The 25250-nt window shown below is 44.1% G+C and carries 22 protein-coding genes; 15 read left to right on the forward strand and 7 right to left on the reverse strand.

All coding sequences use genetic code 11. The features are described 5' to 3' along the window. Positions 1 to 631 precede the first annotated feature (631 nt). The 5 genes from QUB04_RS03725 to QUB04_RS03745 all read left to right on the forward strand — a co-directional run bounded on the left by QUB04_RS03725 (position 632) and on the right by QUB04_RS03745 (position 5343). On the forward strand, positions 632 to 979 hold the full coding sequence (locus tag QUB04_RS03725) for a hypothetical protein (protein WP_333281206.1): 348 nt from the start codon (positions 632 to 634) through the stop codon (positions 977 to 979). Continuing rightward, positions 951 to 1265, forward strand: a complete 315-nt coding sequence (locus QUB04_RS03730) for a helix-turn-helix domain-containing protein (protein ID WP_333045410.1) — start codon at positions 951 to 953, stop codon at positions 1263 to 1265. Before QUB04_RS03725 ends, QUB04_RS03730 begins: the two co-directional genes overlap by 29 nt. 89 nt (positions 1266 to 1354) lie before the next feature. After that, complete coding sequence (locus QUB04_RS03735; RefSeq protein WP_333180743.1) at positions 1355 to 1603, forward strand: hypothetical protein; 249 nt, start codon at positions 1355 to 1357, stop codon at positions 1601 to 1603. Positions 1604 to 2060: 457 nt separating this feature from the next. Then, positions 2061 to 3302 (forward strand): hypothetical protein, encoded by a 1242-nt coding sequence (locus tag QUB04_RS03740; protein WP_333281209.1) that lies wholly within the window; start codon positions 2061 to 2063, stop codon positions 3300 to 3302. 613 nt (positions 3303 to 3915) lie between these two features. Continuing rightward, a complete protein-coding gene (locus QUB04_RS03745; protein ID WP_333281212.1) occupies positions 3916 to 5343 on the forward strand; it encodes a DEAD/DEAH box helicase in 1428 nt (475 codons plus the stop codon). 464 nt (positions 5344 to 5807) lie between these two features. On the opposite strand, the gene QUB04_RS03750 is transcribed toward QUB04_RS03745, so the two are convergent. Then, the gene (locus QUB04_RS03750; protein ID WP_333281215.1) at positions 5808 to 5930 is read right to left on the reverse strand and encodes a hypothetical protein; all 123 of its coding nucleotides are present in this window, start codon (positions 5928 to 5930) and stop codon (positions 5808 to 5810) included. A gap of 19 nt (positions 5931 to 5949) precedes the next feature. Between QUB04_RS03750 and dnaN the strand changes: the two genes are divergently transcribed. Beyond that, a complete protein-coding gene (gene dnaN, locus QUB04_RS03755) occupies positions 5950 to 7452 on the forward strand; it encodes a DNA polymerase III subunit beta (RefSeq protein WP_333281218.1) in 1503 nt (500 codons plus the stop codon). A gap of 173 nt (positions 7453 to 7625) precedes the next feature. Here dnaN and QUB04_RS03760 read toward each other — a convergent pair whose 3' ends face one another. Next, entirely contained in the window at positions 7626 to 7901 is a 276-nt protein-coding gene (locus QUB04_RS03760; RefSeq protein WP_333281221.1) for a hypothetical protein, read from the reverse strand. 311 nt (positions 7902 to 8212) lie between these two features. On the opposite strand from QUB04_RS03760, the gene dnaX reads away from it, so the two are divergent. Together dnaX and holA are read left to right on the forward strand one after the other, a co-directional pair. Continuing rightward, positions 8213 to 9628, forward strand: coding sequence for a DNA polymerase III subunit gamma/tau (gene dnaX, locus QUB04_RS03765; RefSeq protein ID WP_333281224.1), 1416 nt, complete (start codon positions 8213 to 8215; stop codon positions 9626 to 9628). Further along, positions 9625 to 10581, forward strand: a complete 957-nt coding sequence (gene holA / locus QUB04_RS03770; RefSeq protein ID WP_333281227.1) for a DNA polymerase III subunit delta — start codon at positions 9625 to 9627, stop codon at positions 10579 to 10581. Before dnaX ends, holA begins: the two co-directional genes overlap by 4 nt. 236 nt (positions 10582 to 10817) lie before the next feature. Here the strand turns inward: holA and QUB04_RS03775 are convergent, their stop codons facing one another. Further along, positions 10818 to 11420 (reverse strand): hypothetical protein, encoded by a 603-nt coding sequence (locus tag QUB04_RS03775; RefSeq protein ID WP_172186646.1) that lies wholly within the window; start codon positions 11418 to 11420, stop codon positions 10818 to 10820. Between the two features lie 655 nt (positions 11421 to 12075). Here QUB04_RS03775 and QUB04_RS03780 point away from each other — a divergent pair. Together QUB04_RS03780 and QUB04_RS03785 are read left to right on the forward strand one after the other, a co-directional pair. After that, complete coding sequence (locus QUB04_RS03780; protein ID WP_333281229.1) at positions 12076 to 14709, forward strand: DEAD/DEAH box helicase; 2634 nt, start codon at positions 12076 to 12078, stop codon at positions 14707 to 14709. Positions 14710 to 14936: 227 nt separating this feature from the next. Beyond that, complete coding sequence (locus tag QUB04_RS03785; RefSeq protein ID WP_333281232.1) at positions 14937 to 16118, forward strand: hypothetical protein; 1182 nt, start codon at positions 14937 to 14939, stop codon at positions 16116 to 16118. A 775-nt stretch (positions 16119 to 16893) separates the two neighbouring features. On the opposite strand, the gene QUB04_RS03790 is transcribed toward QUB04_RS03785, so the two are convergent. After that, positions 16894 to 17220, reverse strand: a complete 327-nt coding sequence (locus QUB04_RS03790; RefSeq protein ID WP_333281234.1) for a hypothetical protein — start codon at positions 17218 to 17220, stop codon at positions 16894 to 16896. A gap of 174 nt (positions 17221 to 17394) precedes the next feature. On the opposite strand from QUB04_RS03790, the gene QUB04_RS03795 reads away from it, so the two are divergent. The 3 genes from QUB04_RS03795 to QUB04_RS03805 all read left to right on the forward strand — a co-directional run bounded on the left by QUB04_RS03795 (position 17395) and on the right by QUB04_RS03805 (position 19815). Further along, the gene (locus QUB04_RS03795; RefSeq protein ID WP_333281238.1) at positions 17395 to 17697 is read left to right on the forward strand and encodes a hypothetical protein; all 303 of its coding nucleotides are present in this window, start codon (positions 17395 to 17397) and stop codon (positions 17695 to 17697) included. A gap of 597 nt (positions 17698 to 18294) precedes the next feature. Next, positions 18295 to 18975 (forward strand): hypothetical protein, encoded by a 681-nt coding sequence (locus tag QUB04_RS03800; protein ID WP_333281241.1) that lies wholly within the window; start codon positions 18295 to 18297, stop codon positions 18973 to 18975. Positions 18976 to 19137: 162 nt separating this feature from the next. Beyond that, positions 19138 to 19815 (forward strand): response regulator transcription factor, encoded by a 678-nt coding sequence (locus tag QUB04_RS03805; protein WP_333281244.1) that lies wholly within the window; start codon positions 19138 to 19140, stop codon positions 19813 to 19815. Between the two features lie 81 nt (positions 19816 to 19896). Here QUB04_RS03805 and QUB04_RS03810 read toward each other — a convergent pair whose 3' ends face one another. Together QUB04_RS03810 and QUB04_RS03815 are read right to left on the reverse strand one after the other, a co-directional pair. After that, complete coding sequence (locus tag QUB04_RS03810; RefSeq protein ID WP_333281247.1) at positions 19897 to 21060, reverse strand: hybrid sensor histidine kinase/response regulator; 1164 nt, start codon at positions 21058 to 21060, stop codon at positions 19897 to 19899. Continuing rightward, positions 21057 to 22991, reverse strand: coding sequence for a type IV secretion system DNA-binding domain-containing protein (locus QUB04_RS03815; RefSeq protein ID WP_333281250.1), 1935 nt, complete (start codon positions 22989 to 22991; stop codon positions 21057 to 21059). The genes QUB04_RS03810 and QUB04_RS03815 overlap by 4 nt, the downstream gene beginning before the upstream one ends. 83 nt (positions 22992 to 23074) lie before the next feature. Between QUB04_RS03815 and QUB04_RS03820 the strand changes: the two genes are divergently transcribed. Further along, complete coding sequence (locus QUB04_RS03820) at positions 23075 to 24139, forward strand: DUF5895 domain-containing protein (protein ID WP_333281254.1); 1065 nt, start codon at positions 23075 to 23077, stop codon at positions 24137 to 24139. 3 nt (positions 24140 to 24142) lie between these two features. On the opposite strand, the gene QUB04_RS03825 is transcribed toward QUB04_RS03820, so the two are convergent. Next, positions 24143 to 24781, reverse strand: coding sequence for a hypothetical protein (locus QUB04_RS03825; RefSeq protein WP_333281257.1), 639 nt, complete (start codon positions 24779 to 24781; stop codon positions 24143 to 24145). 286 nt (positions 24782 to 25067) lie between these two features. On the opposite strand from QUB04_RS03825, the gene QUB04_RS03830 reads away from it, so the two are divergent. After that, the gene (locus QUB04_RS03830; protein ID WP_333281260.1) at positions 25068 to 25220 is read left to right on the forward strand and encodes a hypothetical protein; all 153 of its coding nucleotides are present in this window, start codon (positions 25068 to 25070) and stop codon (positions 25218 to 25220) included. Positions 25221 to 25250 lie beyond the last annotated feature (30 nt).

Consider the following 25250-nt stretch of genomic DNA (forward strand, 5'->3'; position numbering starts at 1 on the left):
TACCCTCATGTAAAAGACTCATCTGAAGTCCGGTCGCGTCTCAGTACAGTATTGGACGCTCGCGGCGCCCGCTCGCTGAAAAAATACTCTTCAAACGTCAGCTTGACGGGAGCTTACGGATTGAACGATCGCCCTGGCAATTGTGTGCGGTCTTAGACAATATTGCCTTGAAAGACAGCTATACCCCTGTCGCAGGAGTTCTGTGGAGGGCGCAGTTCGCGCTGTTCAAAGTAAGTAATGCTGTGAGCGATCGCCAATAAACATATCTCAAGCCAATAAATAATAACTCCGACAGGTATCCGGTAAAAATTTGAAAAATTTCAATCGATCGCAAGTTAAATTAGAGATTTGTTTGATAGAGGATATTGTCTTTCCAAACGCTTCATCTCGGTCGGCATATCTGTCAGTCGTCGCGCGCTCAGCAATCGATGCTAACCTCCCATCATATCTTTGAATCGCGCGAAGATCAGACGATTGTGGTTGCATCCACTCGCGATCGATGCAGTATCTAATATTAGAGATTCCAATTGATTGATTTAAGGAAATATCGCGCTGCAATTTCTTTATCAAGAAATTGGCCTAAAAACCTATCAAAACAAATCTGTTGCAGTCGATGCACAGTTAAAAACTCATGTCAATCTCAAAAGTAAAGCGAGATTTGATTTCGGCCCGACCACTAAAACATTTGAATGATATACCACCTTCAATTGAGCTGCCTGCAAGTTTTGCCAAAATTCATCCCCCGCGCTTTGAGTGTGGCGAGATGGTGCGCTGGATCGATGTTGGCGAAGAAGCCGATTGGGGAATAGTTATCGGCCAATTTTACAACTACGAACCGCGCCGTTGCTGCTGGATGTGGTGCTACATAATTTGGCTGGCTCCTAATTCCAAGAGTACAGCTTGGTGTCAATTTGACACGGCGTGGGAAGAAGATTTAGAGAGGTATGAGGATGAAAAAGCCGCCTACTTTGACAGATAGAGAACGCAATTTGATTGCAGTTTACAGCCAATGCCAATTGGGAATGACGCCGAAACAGTTTTATGTCAAGTGGGGGGTAAGTTACGAGCAAATTGCCTCCATTTGTTCCCGCTCTGATTCGACGGTACAGGGTTGGTTTAAACGCGGAAAAAATCGAAGATTTCCTACTGCTGTTGATTTGCGCCATTTGGCAGTAATGGATTTTCTGCTGGAACACTTTGAGGAGATTCCCGACGTACTGGCGAACTTGCTGTGTCCGCATTCCGAAGATAAGAAGGTGCGTTAGAAGAGAATTGGAGCGGTTTAAAGCACAAACCTAATTAATTGTCAAGGTCAGCGTGACCTGTCTTGAAGAATATTCTCTCAACTAGCGTAATGGCAAGCAAGGAAAAAAGAACGCAACCTGTTACTGTCGCTGGTGAGGTTAAAATGACTTATTTTGAGAGATTGCATCCGTGGTGCATCATTAAGCTGCTTCCTAATTGTCAGCGTATTGTTGTGGCGCGATTTCGCAGGAGGAGGGATGCAGACGATCATTTTCGGGTTTTGCAGCGGTTTGTCAAAGAATTCACATTTGTGATTGTTTTTGACATCCCACCAAAGCCTACTTTGCCTAAAGAATAACGACACAGCTCTGTTTGAAATCGAATTAATCGATATAGCTGTGTTAGATTAATATATCCGCTTTCGGGCGAATTACCCCAGCTACAGCTCCTACTGATAGCTGGGGTAATTTTTTATCTACTGGGGGCTGTTAACTGGAGTGATAAATGCTCAAAACCGGGTTTGTTAAACTCTACTAACTAGAGCTTGTTATTAAACTTTTAATTGACGCAAAGGAGCCATCGCATTTTGTATCGATTTCTCTAATTATATGAGTAATAATCCTAAAGTTGATAGCTGTACGCTCCTAGGGCTGACTGATACCAGTATAGTTGGCGATTGCAACAGAGTCTCCCCTCTAACAACAGCTAAGTCATTTCCGGCAATGCAAGAAGCAAGAACCATTGCTTGAGAAACGCTCTAAGTTAAAAGCTACCCCCTAGCGGGAGAAGTTAAGAGCTCACCACTTCTTACCCTTATGAATGCTAACAACTCTAATATCAACCCCCACAAAACCTTTCCTGAATCAGCAAGCCAGCACTCCCCTCAAATTAAAGAAGTGATTGCAGTAATTTTTCCTTTTCTCGCGGATGCACCTGCTGAAGAACATCCCTTCAAATTAAACGATATCGTAAAAACAGGCAACCAATACGGTATTGTTACTTCTCTCAACAAAACTGAAAAACCTGTGACAATTACTTGGGACGCAAGTCCCGGCGAAGATTCATTTTCTTGGACTTATAACCTCGACGAAATCCGCGCCCTTAAAATCTCCATCGTGCCTCAGTTTATCCCTAAAAAGACTGCTGGAGAACTTCCAACTTGCACAACCATCGTACTGGCTAATTCCGACCAGGTACAATTCAGCAATGCAACTCCTTTCAAAGTAGAATCGCTTACTGAACAGCACATTCTCATCTGGGCTCTCGACCAATTGTATCACTTTCCCATCAACTTGTTTCCCGGCTACCCGACAATTTGTACCATAGATATCCCGACACCCCAACAATTAAAAGCCGCCAGCTATTTATCTGTTACCGATATCAGAATCCGAGCTAAAACGCATTTAGCTCTCGAAGTACCCGACAACTTTTTAGAATTCGCTATGCCAATCCACAAACAGCAGTTAAAAGAAAAACTGGATCGACAATTGAGCGAAGAAAATTACCAACTTTTAGACTTTGACATAGCTTGGGAAGAAGCCTGGAAGCAGCAGTTAGAAAACCTAACAAAGAAACAAGGCTTCTACGGATTTAGAGAGGGAGATTGCATTTTACAGCACCGAGAAGGATTTCAACGAATGGGGAGAGTCCAACACTTGAACGTTGAAGAGCCACGTCCATTTCACATCCAGTGGAACAGCGGAGAACTCCTAAGTTACAGCTTGACAGAACTCAAAGGTTTGGGTATTGCCCGCATCGAACCTATTGTTAAATTATCGCCCAATGTGGCTTATCAAATTAGCGAAGACGGCTCCTACTTTACAGCTTGGATTGGGTTTCGTACTAAAGCACTAGCTAAAGCGTGGCTAATACCTGTCAAAAAGCTAGTCGGCAACTTGAGCAACTTAATTGAGTGCCAAATTTATGAACTGCAACATACAGGTTCTAAATATGAGTATGCTGTAGAATGTCCCCGACATAAAACATTAAACAAGCGTCTTGAAGCTCTGGAAAAAGTTGTTAAACTTGATTTAGAAAGGACGCCATTTACGAGATGAGTGGGAAGTAGCGAGCACTTTGTAGGGTGTGGACGGTGCTTTTTTGCGGGGACAAAATACAGAAAAATTTCCTATTTGTCTTAAAGTTTTTATTAACACGACTTACGAATTGTAAGGGCAACATAAGGGTTGGGGATTTGGAGTTTACTTGCATAGTCCTGGACGCATAAATACCAAACAAACTGGTTTTTTAACTCCTATTAAATACTCAAATGCAGTATTTTCCTAAAAAAACCCGGTTTTCGCGTAACGTAACTCCTATTGCAGAACGCAGTGAAAGCCAACACTTGTGAATGACAAAAAATCATTCTCGCTGCGTAAATCATGAGCGATTAAGAGGGATTATCGGACTACTTAATAAGCGTCCATTCCCCTCTCCCCTCAAGGGTAGGTTTTTTACAATTCAGAAATTGAGGGCAAGCAAGAGGCATGTTTTAAAGGCATAACAAGTCGAAATCCGGGCTTTTTCGCTTATCCCTCTCTCCCTCTCTCCCTCTCTCCCTCTCTCCCCTCTCTTCCTTGCCCGAAATCTACAAAACCTACTCTTGAAAGACTCCCCCGTCAAGCTAACGCTTAATCAGAGGTTGATAAAATTAGTAACGGACGCTAACTAATGATTCAAACCTTACTCGAACAACCCCAAAAACTTACACAATTTCCCTTCACGCTCAAACCGCAACAGCAGCAAGCCCTCGACAAATTGAGAACCTTTCTAACCACTACTGAGTCATTCTTCTTGCTGTGCGGCTATGCAGGAACTGGAAAATCCACAATCGTCTTTCAAATTATCCAAGAACTCTTGAGTCAAAGCAAACGCATTGCCCTCACAGCACCTACTAACAAAGCAGTCGGCATCCTCAGAAAAATGGCAGCGTCTCAAGGCATTTTCGGAGTAGATTTTATGACAATACACCAACTTTTAGGATTAGGCATGGTCAGAAAAGAACAAGAAAAAGCCTTGTCACAGACAAGTTCCAGCAGCCTTCACCTCTACGATATCATCTTCCTCGACGAATGTTCGATGGTTGGAAGCGAATTGTGGAAATGGATAGAACGCAATTTTGAACGCACATTCTTCAATCACCGCAAGCTAATTTTAATGGGCGACCCCGCTCAACTCAATCCTGTAGGAGACAAAAAGTCGCCTGCTTTCAGCATTACCAATAAAGCTGTACTGACCAAAGTTGTCAGGCAAGCAGGGGAAAGCCCTGTGCTCGATTTCATAACAGAATGCCGCTCTTTTGTCAATAGCAAAGCAGACATATTTTTGCCACACTCTAAATACAAAAAAGGAGACAAGTCAAACGGTGCATTCAAAGTTAAATCAGAAACGCTGCTACAATATGCCGTCAAAACGATCGATCTAGAATTTAGTCAAAATCCCGATCGTTTCAGAATTCTGTGCTGGACTAACAAACGAGTCAGATACTACAATCAGCTTATCAGAGAACAAGTCTACGGTCAAGCTGCACCCCAATTTGTACCGGGAGAAAGGCTAATTACCAAAAAACCCGTCATGGCACCTGACGGCAAAACCGTAATTTTGCCGACTTCAACGGAATTTACCGTCAAGGAAGTTGAGATTAACCAGCACGGAGGCTATCGAGTTTGGCTGCTAAAAATTGTGACTGATGACGGTTTATTTCGGCAAATCTTTGTCCTGCACGAGTCTGAAAATAAGCGCTACCAGGCTGAACTTAAAGAAAAGCTAAAGAGTGCTAAACGCAATGGATTTCTTTGGAAGAAATATTACTGGTTCAAAGATGACTTGTTTGCTGAAATTAACAATTGCTTTGCTCTGACTATTCACAATTCGCAAGGCAGCACTTTTGATGAAGTTGGCATTGACGGAAGCGACCTTTTCAGCAGATTGTTAATCGGTCAAGATTTGAGCCGTCAACAGAAACTTAAAGAGTACCATCGACTTTATTATGTCGGTGCAAGCCGCTGCCGATATCGGATATTATTTGTTGCCCCCAATGACTCGTACTCAAACAATAAAATTCTCAAGTACAATGTAAACTTCTCAACCAAGAAATAAAGTCTTCAACCAAGAGGCACATACGTTTGTAGAAAACAGTCAGTAACACTCAACTTTCAAAAAGCTTCTCCATCGGGACTTAGGCTGCATAAATCAATTTTTACGCTATCTGTAGTAGTAACGTGTGCCATCAGCACCTACAAGTACAGTCCTGGGCGCAACTGGCACAATTAGTAAGGTACGTTACTATCCCAAACCCTCGATAATCGCCTTATAACGAAAGTCTGACGCACCCTACAAATCGATTGGACTATGCCAGTTGCGTAATTCCTAAAGTAGAGTCTGTGCGTAAGTCCTATTTATCAAATAAGGCGAACAAGGAAACGAAAGGGCAAGGGGAAAGAGAAGATAAAGATGGAGAAAAAAACTTTAGTTGTGGGTTGATAGCAACGCTCAAAAAATCAATAATTGTATCGATACCCACCGAGTTAGATACAAAATGTCCACCTTTCAATCCTATGCTTTTAAGCGTGGGTTCCTTCCCCTTCTCCTTCCCCTTCTCCTTCTCTTTCTCCTTCTCCTTCCCCTTCCCACTCCTCTTTCTCAACAACCTGAATAAGTGCTGCTACCGCAGCGGCCAATCGCACCCCTGACACCAGGCTAATTATGGCAAAATCTCGACTAACAGGAACACCGCCTCAAGAGGAAAATTTGGAGAGAACAGTTAAGAAAAAACGCTCGACTGCCACAGCACATAATTCTGCCAAAACTGTGAAGAAATCCGTCAAACCAACAACTGAAACTGACTCGGTTTGCGAACCCTTAACAATCTCTCCACAAAAAGTAGAAGCTTCGCAAACTTGCACAAATTTTGCAGCACTTCCAGCCGTCGATGCTCCTTCTCTAGAAACATTGTCAAATGAGGCAATATTGCCTTCCCCTTCTACTCTCCCATCAGCTGTTGAACTTGCCTGCAATTCAAGAGAATTCAACGATTATATACAAGCCCTGAAAGGCATCATTCCCAGCAATAGCAGCCATCCCATTTTGTCCAATATTTTGATTGAAGCTGATGCTGAAACTCAACATTTGCACCTGACTGCTTACAATTTAGAATTTGGAATGCAAGTGAGCTTTGGTGCGAATGTCAATCAATCTGGAAAGCTTACCCTCCCCGCACCCATACTTGCTGACATTCTGGGAAAATTTCCTAACGGCAGCCTTACCTTAAAGAGTTCTTCTGAAATTATTAAAGGAAGCGACGTTCCATCAGTCAGTGCCACTCTGAGTGCGTCAAGAAGCAAGCACGCCATTCGCGGGCTAGCTGCGGACGAATTTCCAGCTATCCCCAGCGTTAAACAAAAACTTGTAACGCTTCCTGCTAGCGTGTTAATTGCTGTACTCAAAGCTAGCTTATTTGCTGTCAGTGCGGAGGAAAACAAACGCATTTTAACTGGAGGTAATTTTCAACTCAGCCGCGACGCAGACAGAGGCCTCGATAAACTGAGAGTTTGGACGACAGACGGGCATCGGGTAGCAATGGTTTTAGGATTGAACGAAAGCAGCAATTCCCACCTTTTGAGCAGTCAAATAATTAATTTTACTGTCCCTGCTAAGGTACTCCGGTTATTGGAGCGTTCTTTGAATTCTGCTGACAAAGTTACGATTTACTATGAAGGTTTGCCAGAGCAACCTAGTAATTTTGTCGCATTCGAGTGGAATAATTGGCGGTTGACAACGAAGTTGCTAGAAGGGCAATATCCAATTTGTGACCAAATTATCGCTCCCTATCGACATCAATTTAGCCATCAAGTGGTGGTTGAGAGGCTGAGCTTTTTAAAAGCCTTAGAGAGGTTAGCTTCTCACAGCGACAAGTCTCACCTAACAGCTATTTTAGAATTCGATTTAGATGCCCAACAAGTGCGAGCATCACTCAACAATACTCTCAGTTCAGGAACTGAAACAGTTGATGCTAAATTCTGGGGCTGTGAGTTTTGTCTCAAGTGCGACATCCGCTATTTGATTGATACAGCTAAAGCGATTTCCAGCTCTGATTTGCGGGTGTTAATGGCAACTCCTACCGCTCCCTTACTGATTGCACCGTTTGGAACGCCTGCGTCGGGTACAGAGGCTTTAGAGTGCGAATATATTGTCGCTCCGCAAGAATAGTCGTGCATGTGGGAGTGGCATCTAAATTTGATGCCCTCTCCTGCAAAAAATCGGAGCCTATTGCTGTATAAATTAGGAGGCATTAAGTGGTTCTTTGCCACACTAAATTGTCTACAATCCTCACATATATTTTACTACTTTTTTTGGATTTAAGCAACGTTGTTGCTGGTAAATTAGTGAGTTTTAATCTTTCTCTCCATTGGTTTAAATAAGCTCGCAACCGCCGACAATTTTGCATTTTCACAACTCCCAACACTGCAAGTAAGCGGGGTGTAAATTGCCCCAGTTTTGCGCTCGGTAATCAGTTTCCACTCGCTTAAACTTTTTGCTTTCGATTTTTCCTTCATGCCGCAATACGCTTGGGTTAATTTTTTTGTGTCCGAAGAGAGCGAATAGCGAAGCATAAGCCCTTCGGGCAGGCACGCGCCTTCGCAGTATCTATTTTTCACAGTGTTTTGTCTCCATGAGTGTCTTATCCCAAGCGTATTGCTTCATGCCGTGCTTTTTTGCTGTATATCAGCAGCAGATGGTTTAGCAATTTTTCCTTGCGGTAGTGTGTTCAGCACGATCGCCAGCGCCAACAATTGAGCCAGGACTTACGTACGCAAAAAATACTTGGTAACACTATTGGTAGCGGTAAAATGCACAATTTTTATACTACAGATAGAGCTTATGCGTAAGTCCTCTGAGTTTAACTTCAGGCACGGCTCACGGCTCCCCTATCGGGGAATAGTTACCAGAAGTATTCTAACGACTCAAAATGTACCAACCACTGCACCTCAAATACCGCCCCAAAAACCTACAAGAATTAGTGGGTCAAGACACCATCAAAACAACCTTGACCAATGCCATCACCTCCAACAAAATTGCTCAAGCTTACCTATTTACTGGTCCCAGAGGAACAGGCAAAACTTCAACCGCTCGCATTCTTGCTAAATCCCTCAATTGTTTGAATAGCAAAAAGCCAACCGCCACTCCTTGCGGAGAATGTTCAAGCTGCAAAACTATTGACTCCTGTTCAAGCTTAGACGTAACTGAAATCGATGCTGCCTCTCACAATGGCGTGGATGATGCCAGAGAATTAATACAACACAGCAACTTTGCCCCAGCGATGAGCCCTTACCGCATCTGGATTTTAGACGAGTGCCACCAACTCAGTACCAGCGCTCAAAATGCTCTCCTCAAATGCCTTGAAGAACCTCCGGCTCATGTGGTATTTATTCTCTGTACGACTGAAGCACATAAAGTCCTGCCGACAATTATTTCCCGCTGCCAAACTTTTAACTTCCGAGCCTTGTCAGTTGATGCTATTGTCGGACAATTGCACAAAATTAGCTCCACTGAATCTATTGAGATCGCAAGTGATGCCATGCGGGCGATCGCTCGCACCTGTGACGGGGGGTTAAGAGATGCCCTGCAATTACTTTCTCAGCTTTCACTGCTAAACTCAGAGATTACCCTAACTCAAGTTGCAGAAGTATCTGGCAGTATCAGCGAGCAAGAGTCGATCGCCCTTCTCAAAGCCATTCATTCTGGCGATACCTTAAGCGTACTGCAATCTTCGAGAACGCTCATTGACAGCGGCAAAACCCCTAAACTTATTCTCAGCAGCTTGCTAGCAGCAATGAGAGATTTGCTCATTGTCAAATCAACGCGCCACTGCCAGAATTTAATTGCAGGGCCAGTAGGCTATTCACAACTGCGCTCGCTCGCTCTTCATCTCGATTTTGAAACAATTGATGCGGCTTGTACACAATTGCAAAAATCAGAATTTCAATTGAGAACTAGCACCAATGCTGCTACCTGGTTAGAAGTCTGTCTGCTGAACTTGATGCTGTCAAGCAAACCCGCTGCCAAGGAAACGCGATTGCCGGCAACTTTCCCATCTAATCAGCCTGACAATTTTGATAAAACCCCTCAAAAAATAGAGGCAGATTCTCCTGACTTTGAGACAACTTGGGCGCAAGTAGTAGCAGCAGCGAAACCAGGCAATCGTAGCCTCTTAAACCGCGCTCAAATTGCCGAACTTTCTGCTGATTCATGTGTGTTAGCAGTAGAAAGAAAATACGCGAACAAGTTTCAGAGTCACCTTGAATCCGTGCAGCGGATCGTTACTAAAGCTTTAGGCCGCTCTGTTACTGTAACTGTCAAACAACAGGAGGAGTTAGCAGCATGATTAGCATCCTAATTGGGAATGATACCTACGCAATTGAACGAGAAGTTGAAAATTTTAAGACTCAAACTCATCCTCTCTGGCGAGATTTCAACATCCACCGCTTCGATGCTTCTTCCCTAGATGCAGCCCTCTCTGCTGCTGCTTCAGTTCCTTTCGGCGGTGGAAACAAACTTATTGTCGTTGAAAATTGCGATTTCAAGCAATTTGGAGAAACGGGGCTAGAATTGCTGCAAATTTTGCCCCAATTACCTGCTACAACGCATTTAGTCTTCACTGCTGCTGTTATCGACAAACGACTCAAGGTAGTCAAGCATTTGTTGCTGTTTGGTAACCTCAAGGAGTTTACTCTCATTCCCCCTTGGCGTACCGATTTGATTGAAAGTGCGATCGCTACTACTGCTAAACAAAAGAATCTCTCAATTGCCAGAGATGCTGTCAGCTATCTAGCAGTAGCAATTGGCAACGATTCTGCTAGAAGAGTCAGTGAACTAGAGAAATTAGCCATTTATGCAGCAGGCGCTCGCATTACGAAAGAAGCTGCTAAAATCCTCGTTCCAGCTACCACAGCCAACTGTTTTCAACTTGCCGAAGCTCTTTTAAAAGGTCAAGCAGTGGCGGCAATTAAGGTGCTTGATGAATTGCTATCTCGGGCCGAGTTTCCTTTAGCAATTATTGCCACTCTCCAAACTCAGTTTAAAACTTGGCTGTGGGTAAAAGCTACTATCAATTCCGGCCAACAACGTTCTGATAGCGAAATTGCTAGTATGTGCGGAATTAGTAACCCCAAACGGCTGTATTTCCTTAAGCAGGAGGTTAAGGAAGTATCTGCGAACTTCTTAAGTCGAGCGCTCTCCATTTTGTTTGATTTAGAAATTGCTCTCAAAACAGGAGATAAGCCTGACTCGATGTTGCCTGCTTTGCTCAGCATCACTCAACTCACTCACCTTAAATAACAGGAAAGCGCTGCCGAGTTAATTCGGCAGTCTTTCATTAACAATCCTGGAGGCAAAAACTGCTTTGCAACACTATTGGTAGCAGTAAGGTGCGCGGCGGCGTACCCTACAGATAGAGTTTATGCGTAAGTCTTAATTAGCTGTAGTGATAAAGAAGTTGTTTTTCTCATTAATTTTTCCAACAAGTTTTTAAGTTTATTTATCGCACTAGGTCGCTATTTCTGTTTAATAACAGCTCATCTTTCCTGCATCATCCAAACGAGAAAGCCCAAGATTTGCTCAACCGGAGGAAGCGGATAATCTGTAAGATCAATGGACGCGCATTGCTCTTCTAGTTTAAGAAACCGCCAAACTGTACCGCTAGTAACCGTTCCATAAATCGTCGATATCGGCTGTTGCTTTTGTTGGTTAAAGCGTTGAGCTGCAACCATTTCTGCAAGGCATTGCCCAAGAGCCGGTTTAAGGTCTTCTTTCTTGGCTTCCACCAATATAACCGCAGGGGCTTTGATAAATAGTTGCTCCGGGGAACGACTAAGAAGAAAGTCAACATACCCTGTGAGTTCAGCCTCCGGTTCTACATTGAATTCTTCGCCTGAAAAAACGCTAATCTGTCCTTGAAGTTGGCGTTTTACTTCTAGTAACACAGGATTGATAATCCCCTCCGAACGAGCTTTTTCGCTACTCACCGCGATCGCCCAGGGAATCGTTTCTTTAAGAATATCCTGTAGTAAAGGGCTAGGAGTGACAGGGGAAATTTCTGGTAAGAAACGCGAGCCTTCAATGATTGTGAGATGGAAATCATCTACAGCTTTGCTGAGAGTAAATTTACTGTAAGGCATAGGTTTATTATTCTTAATTGGATACTATAACACTTCTGCGTTAAATGAGGTACATCTGGTAATTGGTAATTGGTAAGCTGTCGCGTCTTTAAATTATATACTTCAATCCTTGTAGAAAAAGCGTAAAAATTTCTCCCTCTCTCCCCTTCTCCCTTTCTCCCCCTCTCCCTCTCTTCTTTGCTACATTCCAACCTTCAACTCCGAACAGCACTCTCTTCCCCTCTCCCTCTCTCCCCCTCATTCCCAATAGACACTTTAAATGCGTAGCAGCTTAATGGGCAGTTGACGCCTCACTTGCTTGAGAACCGCTATATACATAGCAAGTGTACTGTGTTAATGCTAGCGTCTCACGGGGCAGGGTAATCGCGCAGTGAGCCAGAGACCTAAGGTGTTACGCATTTAAACCATTAACGATCCAGGTAAGGTGCGTCAGCTAGAACACTTACTATACATGGGAAACGCTTATTTGCTGACGCACCCTACTATCCTCCTTTAAATGCCGAACAGCTTACCGTTTCCCTAGTTCCTGAACCCAAACCCATAATTGCCACCAAATTCAGTCCGACTCCCAGTTGGTTTTTTGGGAATTTCTTCTCTCGTTCTTTTTCCTACCTATCGGTAGTAAGAGAGAAAAGATTCATTCTTAGAGTGACCAATGCCTCCCAATTATATCAACCTTCTTTCCCAACTAATAGCCAGACATGATTTTCACCAAAATAACTTCCCAGAAGCAAGCCACTTGCAGCCAACTGCAACAGCCGATTTGTGTGAGTTTTTAGGCGAAGAGGTTATTTATCAGACAATCGCGACTGCTATAACTCCTAAGCTCTACAAAATTCCTCAAGACTTGCCGCCTTCAATAATTTCTGCTTTGCACAGCCAAGGCATTCAACAGCTTTATTCGCACCAAATTAAAACACTCAAAGCCGTGCGCCAGGGCAAAGATGTCATCCTCAGCACAGCAACAGCTTCTGGCAAATCTTTAAGTGCGTACTTGCCTATTTTAGAGGGCATTCTCCAACATCAATTTACTGCACTCTCTATTTATGGCTTGAAAGCTTTAACAGCCGACCAAAGTCAAAAACTTGCCGATTTGCTCCAACTGATTCCTGAGCCTGCCCGCCCGCGCCTTGCCCTTCTAACTGGGGATACTCCTCCCAAAAGCCGAGAACAATTATTAGCTGCAAACCCTAGCATAATCAGCGCCACACCAGAGTTAATTCACTATGCGCTGAAAGGCGTTCACTGGAGTCAGCCTTGGCAGCATTTTTTAAGTCGCCTCCGCTATATTGTCCTAGATGAAGCTCACACTTTTAACGGAGTTTACGGAGCTAACATGGCTAGCTTAATTCGCCGCTTAAAATTGGCAGTAGACGAGCGCGGAGGTTCTTCTCAAAAACTGCAATTCCTGATATTGAGTGCTACCGTTGGCAATCCCGTTAAATTAGCGAAGTTACTATCTGGTAGAAGTCGAAAGCGAAATATCAATAAACCCGAGCGGTTAGTTTGGATTAACTCTAGCGGAGCTGCTGTCCCAGAACGGCAATTAATTGTTACTAAACCGACTCATGATGCTAATTCAGATGTTGCTCGCATCATTATGTTTTTGTTGCAGCAAGGGCAAAGCGGAATTTGCTTCGGTAACGGCCGACAAGCAATTAAGAACTTGTGGGCAACTTTTAAGCAAGAAGCTGTAACTCAAACTAACTCGGGAATTGAGTCGCAAGTAGCAATTTTTTACGGCAGTTTAACAAGCGAGCGCCGCATGGAAATTATTAACTCTTTGCAGTCAGGAACAGTTAAGTGTATCCTCAGCACTAGCGCTCTCGAAGCGGGTATTGATTTGCCTCAACTTGATTTTGCTATTATTAGGGGATGGCCAGGAAGCTTGCAAGCTTTCAGGCAGAGGGCTGGTCGGGCTGGTCGCGCAAACTCCGGTTTAATTGTGTTCATTCCCATTGCACAATCACCTTTGGATAACTATTTTGCCGAGCGCCCTGAATTGTTGCTGTCGGCCGAATCTGAATTGGTGAGCTTTAATGCCAATTATCCTATAGATATTGCCAAACATTTGATGTGCGCGGCTGTCGAAACAGGCATTCGGGCCAATAAGCTCAAGCACTACTTTGGCAAGAGCGCTCATATAATTGCAACGGCTTTAATTGAGCAAGGTGTTCTTCACAAAAGCCGGGATAAATTATGGGCTAAAGGCTTTCCGCATAAAGATGTGAACTTTCGAGGGGGAACGGGTGCTAGCACGATACAACTGGTGGATGCGGATACTCAAGAAGAGATTGAAGTCCTCAGTGCGGAGATTGCTTATCGAGAGGTATTTCCTGGTGCTATTTACCGCACGCAAAACTCAGACGGCTGTTTGGTGACTTATACTTCGCGCTCACTCTTGAATGGCAAAGCTATTTTGCAAAACACCCCTGAAACTCGACTGTTTACTGTAGCGATTAGCCACACTCATACCAGCCTCAAGCAGAATTTGAGTTTGCCTCAACAAATCCCGTTGGTTATTCCAAAAGTTGAAGGAAATGTTCAAACCAATTCAACGGATAGTAATGCAATTCCAGCTCAAGCTATTCTGGAACTGGTTTGGGGAGAAATTAGCCAACTTGTCACTGGTTATCAATTATTAACTCGCAATTACGAGTTAACTTGTCTCAATAGAAAGTGTGTCAATTACAAAGAGCATTTACCAAAATGTACTGCCTGTCCTGTTTGTGGCAAGAGAACTCGCTCGGCTGAGCTAACATCGGTTCTTAATGAGGTAAACTTTGAGCAACCTTACGAAATCAAATTTGCGACTCCTGTACTGCAAATTAGTTTTAATTCCCCAGTTGAATGTTATCTGCAACAGGTAGTAACAGCTACTCGCCAGGAATTGCTTCAATCTCAACAGCCGATTCCTCCCGGATATCAGCAATTGTGGGAGTACCCCGCGAATTTGTTGGCTATTCACAGTTTCGGCCATCAAATTTTAGCAGCTTTACCTCTGACTATTTTGGCTTCAGCTAATGATGTGAATTTTCTGGTAGAGAAGAGAGGTGCAAATGACTATGCAGGACTCTTTTACGATCTAGCAGAAGGGGGTTCGGGAACTTCGGAAGCTATTTTTCGTTCTCTCCCTCAATTAGCTCATGCGGCTGCTGAGTTAGCCCGCAGTTGTTCTTGCAGTTCTGGATGTCCTAAATGTTTGATTCAGTCGGGATGCCCTGATGGTAATAAAGCTTTACTCAAGCAGGTGGGACTGCTGCTGTGCGAAGCATTTTCTACTCCTTAAATATCAAAAAATTGGTGGAATAGACGGCTGAGAAAGGGAAAGGGGGAGAGAGAAATAGGGAAAATGGGAGTGGGGAATAGAGTGTAGCTTTTTTCAAACAAGAAAGCTACGCTCTATTCCCAATTTGTTTTTACTGTTTTCATTAAACAAGACGCTGCTTGCATCAACATAGAATTGTGCGAACCGCTACTGCGGTTTTTAGGGGTGCATTTTTCAGACTTGCACTCATGAAAAACAAGCTTGTCTTGCCAATCATTGACTCCAAAACTAGAGAGTCAATGCTGTTACATTTCAGAAAGCAACCCTATAAACCAAAGAAAAAGCAAGCTTTAATTCCTAACCTCAAACGAGATTTAAAGCATGGCTGGCTTTTAACAATTCTCGCACAAATAGACCGATGTTTGTGGGGAAGGTGGGATTATTGGGCTTTGTGTCAAGCTATCCCTAGTCATGCCTGGATGCGGTGGAAGATGGAGCCAATGCTAGCCATTCTGGAGAACAGAAAACCCGAAAGCTTACCCAAATTTGTAATTGAGGAAACTTTGCCAGCAGAACCGATTCCCCAAATTGAATGGCAGCATTCTCCTGCCGCAGAAGCCATGCTAGATAACACTCTCAATTGCATTCCTCAACATGGAGAATGGAAAACTTGGTCAGCTTGGGACTATTTGGAGTTTTTCTTGGACTGGGTTTTGTTCGCATTCGGACATCCAGCTTACAAGATTTTACCCAAAGAACCTGCCGGCTGTGAAGGTGCATCAATGCGTCTTTATCAGATGTTTGACCTGTCAATTCTCATGCTGTATCCTGAAGATTATATGGGCAGACTGCTACCCCAAATTTGCGGAAAGACTGCTCAAAAAAGTTCAGGGTTTTATCCGACACCTTTAGCTTTGTGTCAGTTGATATCTAAGTTAGTCAGTGGTGATAAGACAGAGCGAATTTCCAGCTTCAATGAACCTGCGTGCGGTACGGGTGCTTTAATGTTAACACAGTCGAATTACTGTCTGAGCGGTATCGGTCAAGATGTAGATCGTACTCTATTAAAATGCGCTTTGTTTCAGTTTTATATGTTTTCACCTTGGCTGGCTGTTCCGATTTGGTGGTTGGGTCAAACTGATTTGCTCCTTGGCAATACTTTAAGTAGCGAGCGACCCCAATCAATAAACGCTGCTTACTGGTATAATGAGTGGTTTGAGCCAGTCGAGTTCCCGGCTGAAAATCATACTGATTGTCCAGTTGAACATGAAATAAATTCAGGAGAAAGCTCAGAAGTTATTGACTTGAATGATCAGACATCAATTCACTCAAATCCAGTAGTTCAAGAAGTTGTTAATGGCAAACGCCGATCCCGAAAAACGACAACATCTCCTCACCAATTTACGCTGTTTAATTTGGACGATTTTTAGCCCAATACCTACCTATCGAACGATTGTTACGGTGCAGGTGAAGAGTTGAGTTCAAATCACCTTTAACCTTAGTCTCATTGTTAAGAACCAAGCTACCGATATCGTTGGTAAACTATCACGCATGAGTTCGGAATTTGGAAAGCAACAAGCCGAATATAGCGCAGTCAGACACTCAGTTGCGAGCGCGACTACACAACCAATTTAGGGTGCATTGACACCAGAACCTCTATCTGTCAAGGCAGATGCGCCCTAAACGCCTGCTCGCTTTAGAGTAAATGGATGCCAAAAACTCTCATTTGTCAAGGCAGATGCACCCTAAACGCCGATAATTTAGGGTGCATAAACGCCAAAACCATTAATCTATCAAGGCAGATGCACCCTAAACGACTCGCTCGCTTTAGGGTGCAGATTCGATAAAAGCCTTAGTTAGTCAATGCCTATGCACCCTAAACGCCGATAATTTAGGGTGCATAAACGCCAGAACTATCAATCTATCAATTGCTATGCACCCTAAACGTCCGCTCGCTTTAGGGTGCATAAATGCCAGAACTATCAATCTATCAATTGCTATGCACCCTAAACGCCGATAATTTAGGGTGCATAAACGCCAGAACCACTAATCTATCAATCGCTATGCACCTTAAACGACTCGCTTTAGGGTGCATAAACGCCAGAACCACTAATCTATCAATGCCTATGCACCCTAAACGCCGATAATTTAGGGTGCATAAACGCCAGAATCACTAATCTATCAGTTTCTATGCACCCTAAAAACTTAAGGCTTGAGCTTGCCCAGATAGAACGAATGATGCGTGCCGCCCTTACGAAACCTTAAGTAGGCATAGGGGCCACATCCTTTGATTGTCTTGGATTCGATGTATCCCCTACTACCGCGCGCACCGGTAGCAGCCATTTTTTCTTCTCGTTTATCTTCCCAGTCTGAGTCGGCTTCCAATTCCGACAACCTTTTCTCTTCAGCTTCAATTAGCACGTCAATTGCATCCTTCAGGTACTTGAGGTCTTCCAGCTTGAGTTGATAGCAATCCTGCAACACACTGTGCAGCGTTGGAGTTTTCACGGAACAACTGCGCTTTTTGGGCATAACCAGTCAAATTTAGGGGGCAAGCAATCGCACACTCCGCAAACCTTGAGTCAATGCACCCTAAACTGATAGAGCGCAAGCGGGCTGAAGTTTCCACTCAAACCTCGTGTCTTGTACAATTTTTAGTATTGGCTTACTGCTTGTTAAAACTGTAGCACAGATATAAGGTCGAACATGGGACGGAAACAGAAATCGCCTTCAGGTATTATTTTTCGGGCGAGAGTTGCGCGACAGACACCAGAAAAACTTGAAAAGCTTGCAGCTTCGATGGGTCACTTGTACGGAGGTAAGGGGAAACCCGGTGCCATACTGGATATGCTGGCATCTGGAGATTTGGTTCTCGTACCCAAAACCGCAACAGATGTCATAAAATCTGTGGCACAGTTTTTGGAAGAAACCTCGCCGTCGGCCGTCAAATTGGATCGTAAGCGGGGGGACGGTACTCAAACAATTCCTGCGGGGTCACAGCAAATCTAGACCGGTCTGTCCCTGATGTTGGTAAAGCAAACGATGCTTGAGTGCGAATTGCTTGAATATCCTCAGAACTCCGTTCAAAAGACAGCACATACTGAGTCCTTTGATAGCGCAAGTCAGCAATTGTTACCTCCCCGGGCTTCCCTTTACAGATGGTGAGTGCTTGGGAAACAGCTAATCGTCTCTAATCTCACACAAGATTGGATTAAAACTGTGCGTTTTTTTCCACCTGCTTATAAGCGGGTACTACTTATTTAGTTGAAATACCTTGCTTGAATAACACTTCAGTTAGTGGCAAAAATGCTTTTTTAAAGTAAAAACAACATAAATTTGGGCTTGCTTTCAACTAGGAAATTGGTAATTTTTTTTCCATGATTCTACAAGAAAAGGCGAGGCAGTGTCAGGCGATCGCCTGACCGGAGTATTTTTGCTTAAAGACTATCCAATCGAACGCAAGGTATAAATATTCTCAACATTGCTTCATACTCTGTGACAGTGGAGGGTGCAGGATGTGGGCTATAAATTTTTAATCCCATTCCGCACTCGCGGGCTTTTTCTGTGGCGATCGCCGCTATTGCTCAGTCTTTTATGCTCTGAGCAATGTACCTCCTTACTCTATCAGACCTCAATCAAACTATTCATACTAGCCCACTACAAGAGCCGCCTCTTGTTCCTTCCTATCTGCAAGAACGCTTGCAACTGCTTATCAAGCAAATTTTAATGGGATTACCTGTCGAGCCAATTCTCAACAGTCACCCCCAGTTCCAGCAGTGGGTTTTCCAGCTCCAAGAACTATCGCCCTCACTATTTTTACCGCAGCGAAAACTGTTTGTTGACATTCCAATTCAAACAAAACTAGACCGAACAAAAAGAGGAGTGACAGAAGAAAATTCTTCCCCTTCTCCTCCATTTAAAGTGATACAAGTCCGTACAAATGTGGGTTTAGTCAAAGGAACACCCAAACTATTTGAGTGGGCGATTCGCCATCCTGTACTGACTTGGCAAGACCGAGTTAAGTTATGGGTAGCTGCCGAATTCTTCGAGATCGAGCCTCACAAGCTGCAACTGATTATTTTGGCACTGCACCCGACTCAACAAGCAGAAAAAGTTCTGTTTGCCTGGGACAGCAAGCAACACCGACAAACTCAAAATTGGCTTTTGACTACCATTGAACGAGAGACAGAACAAACAGTTATTAAGCTCAATGGTTATCTAACACCTCAACCGAAGGAAGTAGCAACAGCTATCAATTTGGATGAAATCAACGAAGTATCGATATAATCAGTTCACATTTTATTGCCATCCTCCTATCGAGAGATATCCACCCTATTCACGACGCAATCGCCAAAAAATTAATACGTTTCTTCTGTCCATAGGAGGATGGCACTCTTTAATATGAGAAAAAACAATAGGTATGGATAAAATGTAGTAGGAATCTTAATCGTGACTGCAACTACCGCCACCCAACCAAAAACAAGCCAACTAAAAACCATCCTGATAGTTGAAGATGACCCGATGATGCAGCTCGGTCTACAGCATATCCTCAATAACCAACCCCATTTAACAGTTGTCGCACAAGCTGTTAACGGCAACGAAGCCGTCAGTGCTGCACTGCAACACCAACCAGACATCGCCCTGATGGACATTGACTTGCCCGGAATCGACGGTATTGCAGCCGCGCAGCAAATCAGAGCCGCACTGCCGCATACTCGTATCTTGATGCTCACCCACCACAGCAATCCAACTCAGGTAATGGCGGCTTTGTCAAGCGGCGCTCACGGCTACTGCGTTAAAGGCACTAACGCAGAACAACTTCTAGCAGCGATTACGACTGTGCAAGAAGGTGGCAGTTACCTAGACCCTAAGATTGCCGACTGCGTGCTGCAAAATCTCAAAACGCCACTGCCCGAAAGCTATGGGAATGACGACATCAAGCTGACAGAACGGGAAATGCAGGTTTTGCAGCAGCTAGTTGAGGGTAAAAGCAATAAACAAATCGCCGCTGAGCTAGGCATGAGCGTCCACACCGCCAAAGGTCATGTAGAGATGATTATAGCTAAATTTGAAGCGAGCGATCGCACCCAGGCTGCCGTTAAAGCACTGCGTTTGGGGCTGGCTTAACCTTTGGAATGCAGCTTCTAATTGTTCTAAAATAAGTGGTTTTTGAGGCGTAGCTATCGCGTAGCAAATTCTAACAGCTTGTCAATCTTCAAACTTTGGCAATGTCAACCAAAACCTCGCTCCTTTTCCCAATTCGCTATCAACGCCAATCTCTCCGCCGTGAGCCTCAACAATTTGCCTGCAAATGTAAAGTCCCAATCCCAATCCTTGCCTTAAACTAACTCCAACTCCCCTCGTATAAGGCTCGAATAATCTTGCACATTGCTGAGGAGAAATTCCGGTCCCATTGTCTGCAACCGTACAGCGAACCATCTCACCTTCCTTTTTAGCTTCTACCGTCAAAATAAACCCAGACTGATTGTATTTAACAGCATTGTCGATCAGATTGCCAAACACCCGCCATAGCTGCTGGGCATCAGCATTGACTAAAGGCAAATCTGCTGCAAAAAGCTGCTTAACCTTGACTCGATGCTGGCTGAGAATTGGTAATCTTTCAATAAGAATATTTTGGACTAAAGTGGGCAGCGACAGCGGCTTCATGGCTAAAGAAGCACTTTTCACATCAAACTGTTGTGTTGCTGTTAGTGACTCAATCAACTGGAGTTGGCGCGAACAACTTTGCACCATAACCTCCATAGTCCGCCTATCAATAGCAATGTTACTGCCAGCATCATTGAGGCGACTTCGCAGCAGCAGCGACATTCCCGATAGAGGCGATCGCAAATCGTGCGAAACAGCGTGCAACAGCATTCTTAAATTGGCTTCTGCTTGCTGTCTTTCTTGAATTTCCTGGCTGAGCTGAACATTTTGTGTAGCCAATTGCACGTTAGCGCAGCGAAGTTGCTGCTGCAAACGCTGCATTTTAAGTTGGGCAGATACCCGCGCTAACACTTCAACAGGCTCAAAAGGTTTTATAATGTAGTCAGCACCGCCCGCCTCAAACCCTTTTACTTTGTCAAATACGTCATCTAAAGCGCTGATAAAAATTATAGGGATATCACAAGTAGCTTCAGATGCTTTAAGTTGACGACAGACTTCATAACCATCCATACCTGGCATTTTTATGTCTAGCAAAATCAAGTCTGGCGCTTGCAACTCTACTGCTTTTAAAGCTCGCTCTCCACTAATCAACTTCCTGACTTTGTAACCGTTTTCAATTAGCAATTGAGAGAGTAGTTGAATGTTAGCAGGAATATCGTCAACAATCAAAATATCAGCCAAAAATTGTTTAGTTTGCTCCATCATCTATCGCCACCAAAGGACAGAGTTTTGAGTTTTTTCCGAATATTGCCAACCGCTATTTTCTCAGCCGCACTGTTCGCACTAGCAGCATTAACAGGCGACTTAACATCAGCCACAGTCACGGGTTCTTCTGGATCGTTCGGATGTGGCAGCAATTGGTAAGCGAATCGAATCCGCTGATCCAGCTCTTCATCTATATTGAGCAGTTTACCCGTCTGCTGCTCTACTGATAAAGCTTTCGCCCGCCTTTCAAGCTGCGGTCTAATGCTGCTGTCCCACAGTTTTTCAGAATCTTTAGCTCGCTTTATGTCGCCGGGCCGCACCGGAATCTTGAGAGGGTAGGGAAATAAAGCTTCCGTCCCCGTTGCGTAGGCCGGTGAAGTGATGACGCACTTGCCTTGAGGAAATCTCAGAATTTCGTCAGGACTAATCAGCGGTTTCTTTTGCAACTGTTCGCTCCAGTTAACAGAACGGCTCGTTTGCTGCCCCGTCGAGCTGCCGGTCGATCGATTTTTTACCAGCACTTCCACTTCCCCGTACCGCTTAGAATATTTCTCGGCTGTCTCAAAATCGCCGGGGTTGAAGAGGACGTGAGTTGACAGAGCACTGGCGATCGCAGCCCCTTTTTTATCCCCATAGAGATTATAGAGTTGATTGAGTGATTGAATGCCAACAATCGGTACGCCGCCAGCAGAACGATATTCGTTAGCCCACTGATCCATTCTGTCGAACTTGAGAGACGGAAACTCGTCTAAGCAGTACAAAAATGGGTCAGAACGTACCCGACTCAAATTAGACACCACACATAAATGAATAGCAGCAGCTAACAGCGGCCCCACTACAGTGCGCCTTTGGTCATCTAATTTGAAAATAATGCACTTTTTGCCTTCTAAAGCAATCGGAATGGTGCTGCGACCAATAAATGCCCGCAGCAAATCTTTTTGAATGAAACTGGAGTAGGTTGCCTCTGCGGTTGCCTTGATGCCCGCCACTGTTTTTTCAGCATCTTTTGAACTTAATAACTGCGAAAAACTAGAGGCAATCCACCTGTCCATTTTGAGGGGATGACCGTCGGGCCGATGAACGGCGTGGTCGATGCGCTTGACCAAATCTGGCAGTTGAATAATTGCGTACACAAAAGCTAAATCCGGGTAAGGACTGCTTTTTGCCAACTGCACTAAACCCTTCGCCATCAACTCGCCTGCTTTCTCAAAAAACTCATTGCCTTTACTCTCCCCCGGACTAGCATTTCGAGCAATAACTTGTCCAATTTCTGCTGCCATTACTGCATCTTGTGCATCTCTCATAAAATCCAGAGGATTAATAGTGCCGCTGTAAGCTTCCCCCGGTGCAAACACTTGTACGTCGTAGCCGTAGCGCACTGCAAGGGGCGCAAGCAGTTTCATTTGGTCTCCTTTTTTGTCGTAAATAATGACAGGAAAGCCTTGCTGAAATGCACTTTCAACCATGCGGTCAATGACGCTGAATGTTTTGCCAGAACCCGGAGCGCCAATGACTAAAGTGCCGCGTTCTGCGTGGGGAAACCAAACTGTAGGAGATGCACCTAATAGCGTTTGCAATCTAGCGCTCAATCCCTGACAACCTTTAAACCAATAAGTCGGCGTACCGCTCCACAAAGTGACGGGCTGCCGTTTTTTTTCTTTCATTTGTTTGAGAGCACAACCTGTAGCTGCCAATTTTTCAGCCGTCCCGCACAGCCGCCCGGAGGTAATTTTACCCTTTCCGTTTCCAACTAATTTGGAAACAATAAGTAAGCCTGCCATTAGCCCTAACATTGCCAGTCCCTCTGGCTTCATAAACTGACCCAACAACCCCCCAAAATCTATGCTAGTTAACGAACGTTTAGGAGGTTGAACTGCCATTGGTACTAAGGTAGCTTTGTTAATTTTAGGCAGAAATTGCAAATTGTTCATTTTTTTTAGCTCTTAAAAAAACTAAAGGATTCAGATAGCGGCTATCGCCTCAAGGGGGAGACCATTACAAAAATAGGTAAACAATGGTAAGAAGCAATAACGCGAAATCTCCCAGTAAGACAGTACAAAATTCTAGTGGAAAGTCCAACACGCAAAAGAACAAGAGTGCTGATTATTACGAGATAGATCCGGAGCTATTCAACAGTGAATACAACCAAACTCGCAAGCCCTCTTTGCCCTATGGAATCGTGATTAACGATAACCCAGCAGGTATTTTGCTCCCGAACGACCAGCTTGTCAAAGCGGAATGGCACGTAATACCTAATGTTGAGGAATTGACCACGGTCGAACTAAGCGAAGAAGTGACAGGCTTACTGCTCCAAAAAGCGAGAATGTTGGTATTAGCTTTTGTGCCTGAGTACATCCGCTACAAAGATATTGAAGAAAATGGAGAATTAGCAGGTACTTTTATTGGGCTTTACGACGAATATCGCGATGCCCTCGATAAAAAGACGCAGGAAGTGTGTTCCGAACATGCTCTCATCTTTCTAAATCCCAAAAACCAACCCCTGCATCAGATACCGATTGTTGTCCGCTTCAAGAATGTAGCCCTATGGAGCTTCAAGAGCGCTAGAGAAGAATTTTACCGCAATTTGGAACGGGCATTTGCTGATTGCTTTGGGAGAGATTACAGCGGTAAAAATGACAAGTGGCGCTCTTTGGGAGTGTTGAATGTCGAGTTTAGAGCTATCAAAGAAGGGGAAGGCAAAAATAAATCATTTTGCTGCAAAACTCACAGCATTACTCAGCCAACTGATGCTAATTTTCATAAGCTATTTCTCGGTCAAAAACCACAAAAGAAATTGATTTGGGGACTGCACAATAGCATTGCTGGTTTCATAGACGCTAGCGATGCCGGGTTGCCAGCTATAGCCGCTGGTGCCGAACCTGAAGTCCAGGCGTTGCCAGAAAGTGTAACTAACCGCAAAAATCGAGGTAAATTGTCGCCCCCTCGCAAAATTGCACAAGTTGAAGGAGGAACAGACTCAGAATTAGAGGAGTTAGATGAATTTTCCGAGGCGGCTGAGGTTGAAGTTGAGGTTGATCCAGAAGAAAATTTTGACTTCGATGAACCCGCAGATTACTAAACACTAACCCTCTTTGAAAAGCTGGCTGTCAGCAAGTTGATAGGTAAGGCCGTCGTAGCAAAATTGAAGCTGGCGGCGGCCTTCTTTGGAAAGCTGATTCACTCCTAGACAAGGCAAACCCTCGTGCGAGGAACTGTCAGCCTTAAACAAAGGAGTTTTCGGCGGTTTATGGGGGTCGAGATAAGCTGCAAATACTTCTGTTGGCATTTGACTTGAATCATTAGGAATTAAGTAGCCAACATAAAGGCAGCCTTTTGTACCGCACAGAGCGGAATTATTGAGATCATAAAGGTTCAGCCGTCCTACCGAGCCATTAACTTGCCACACTCGCATTCTCTTAATCGCTTCTGCCGCTGCACTTTGCCCAGCCGCTACTTTGAGTTCTGGAAGGCTGCTGTGTTCCTTTACAATTAGGGTTAAAGTTTCTTTTGGAGTGACTCGCAAAGCTTGTTGCCAAGAAGCTGGTGCGGTTGTTGCTGAACTAGAATTCGTGCAAGCAACTGTCCCCAATAATAGCGACAGGGAGGTAAAAACTGTCAAACCAATGCGAAACCAGTAACCAAGTTTATTTAACCAAACCGGGGGTTTGACAATCTTTTGGGTGCCTGCTGTTTGTTGCTTAACTCTATTTTGTTTAACCATTTGTTAGTCCCACCCTACAAAATAAAAGAAAAAAAAGGACAATAAAGCAGAAAAAAAAGACAATAAGAGAGAGAGTCTTTTGTTGAAGTAAGCTGTTGTATCTCTAAATCTTACCGTCAATTTTTATGACTTGCTTCGGGGAATACAAAACGACTCTACAATTTATATCGTGCACAGCTTAGGGACAAGTCATATCTAATCCGTTGACATCGGAATTATTATCTCTCTCTTCTCTTTCTCTGTGTCCTCTGTGCCCTCTGTGGTTTAATCATTCGGGAGCATCTCAATGAAAGCAGCCCAGCCCAAAATTGGAGTTAGGAGCCAGGAGCCAGAAGTCAGGAGGAAAGAGTCCGAAAGAAGAAGGAAGAAGAAGTGTTTTTACCAATATGAGATGCTCCCAATCATTCCGATACAACCGGAATTGATATTAGTGCTATAAAATCACTGCTTTCAGCAATTAAAAACGTCC

The organism is Microcoleus sp. D2_18a_B4 (assembly GCF_036702475.1).
Lineage (GTDB): Bacteria > Cyanobacteriota > Cyanobacteriia > Cyanobacteriales > Microcoleaceae > Microcoleus.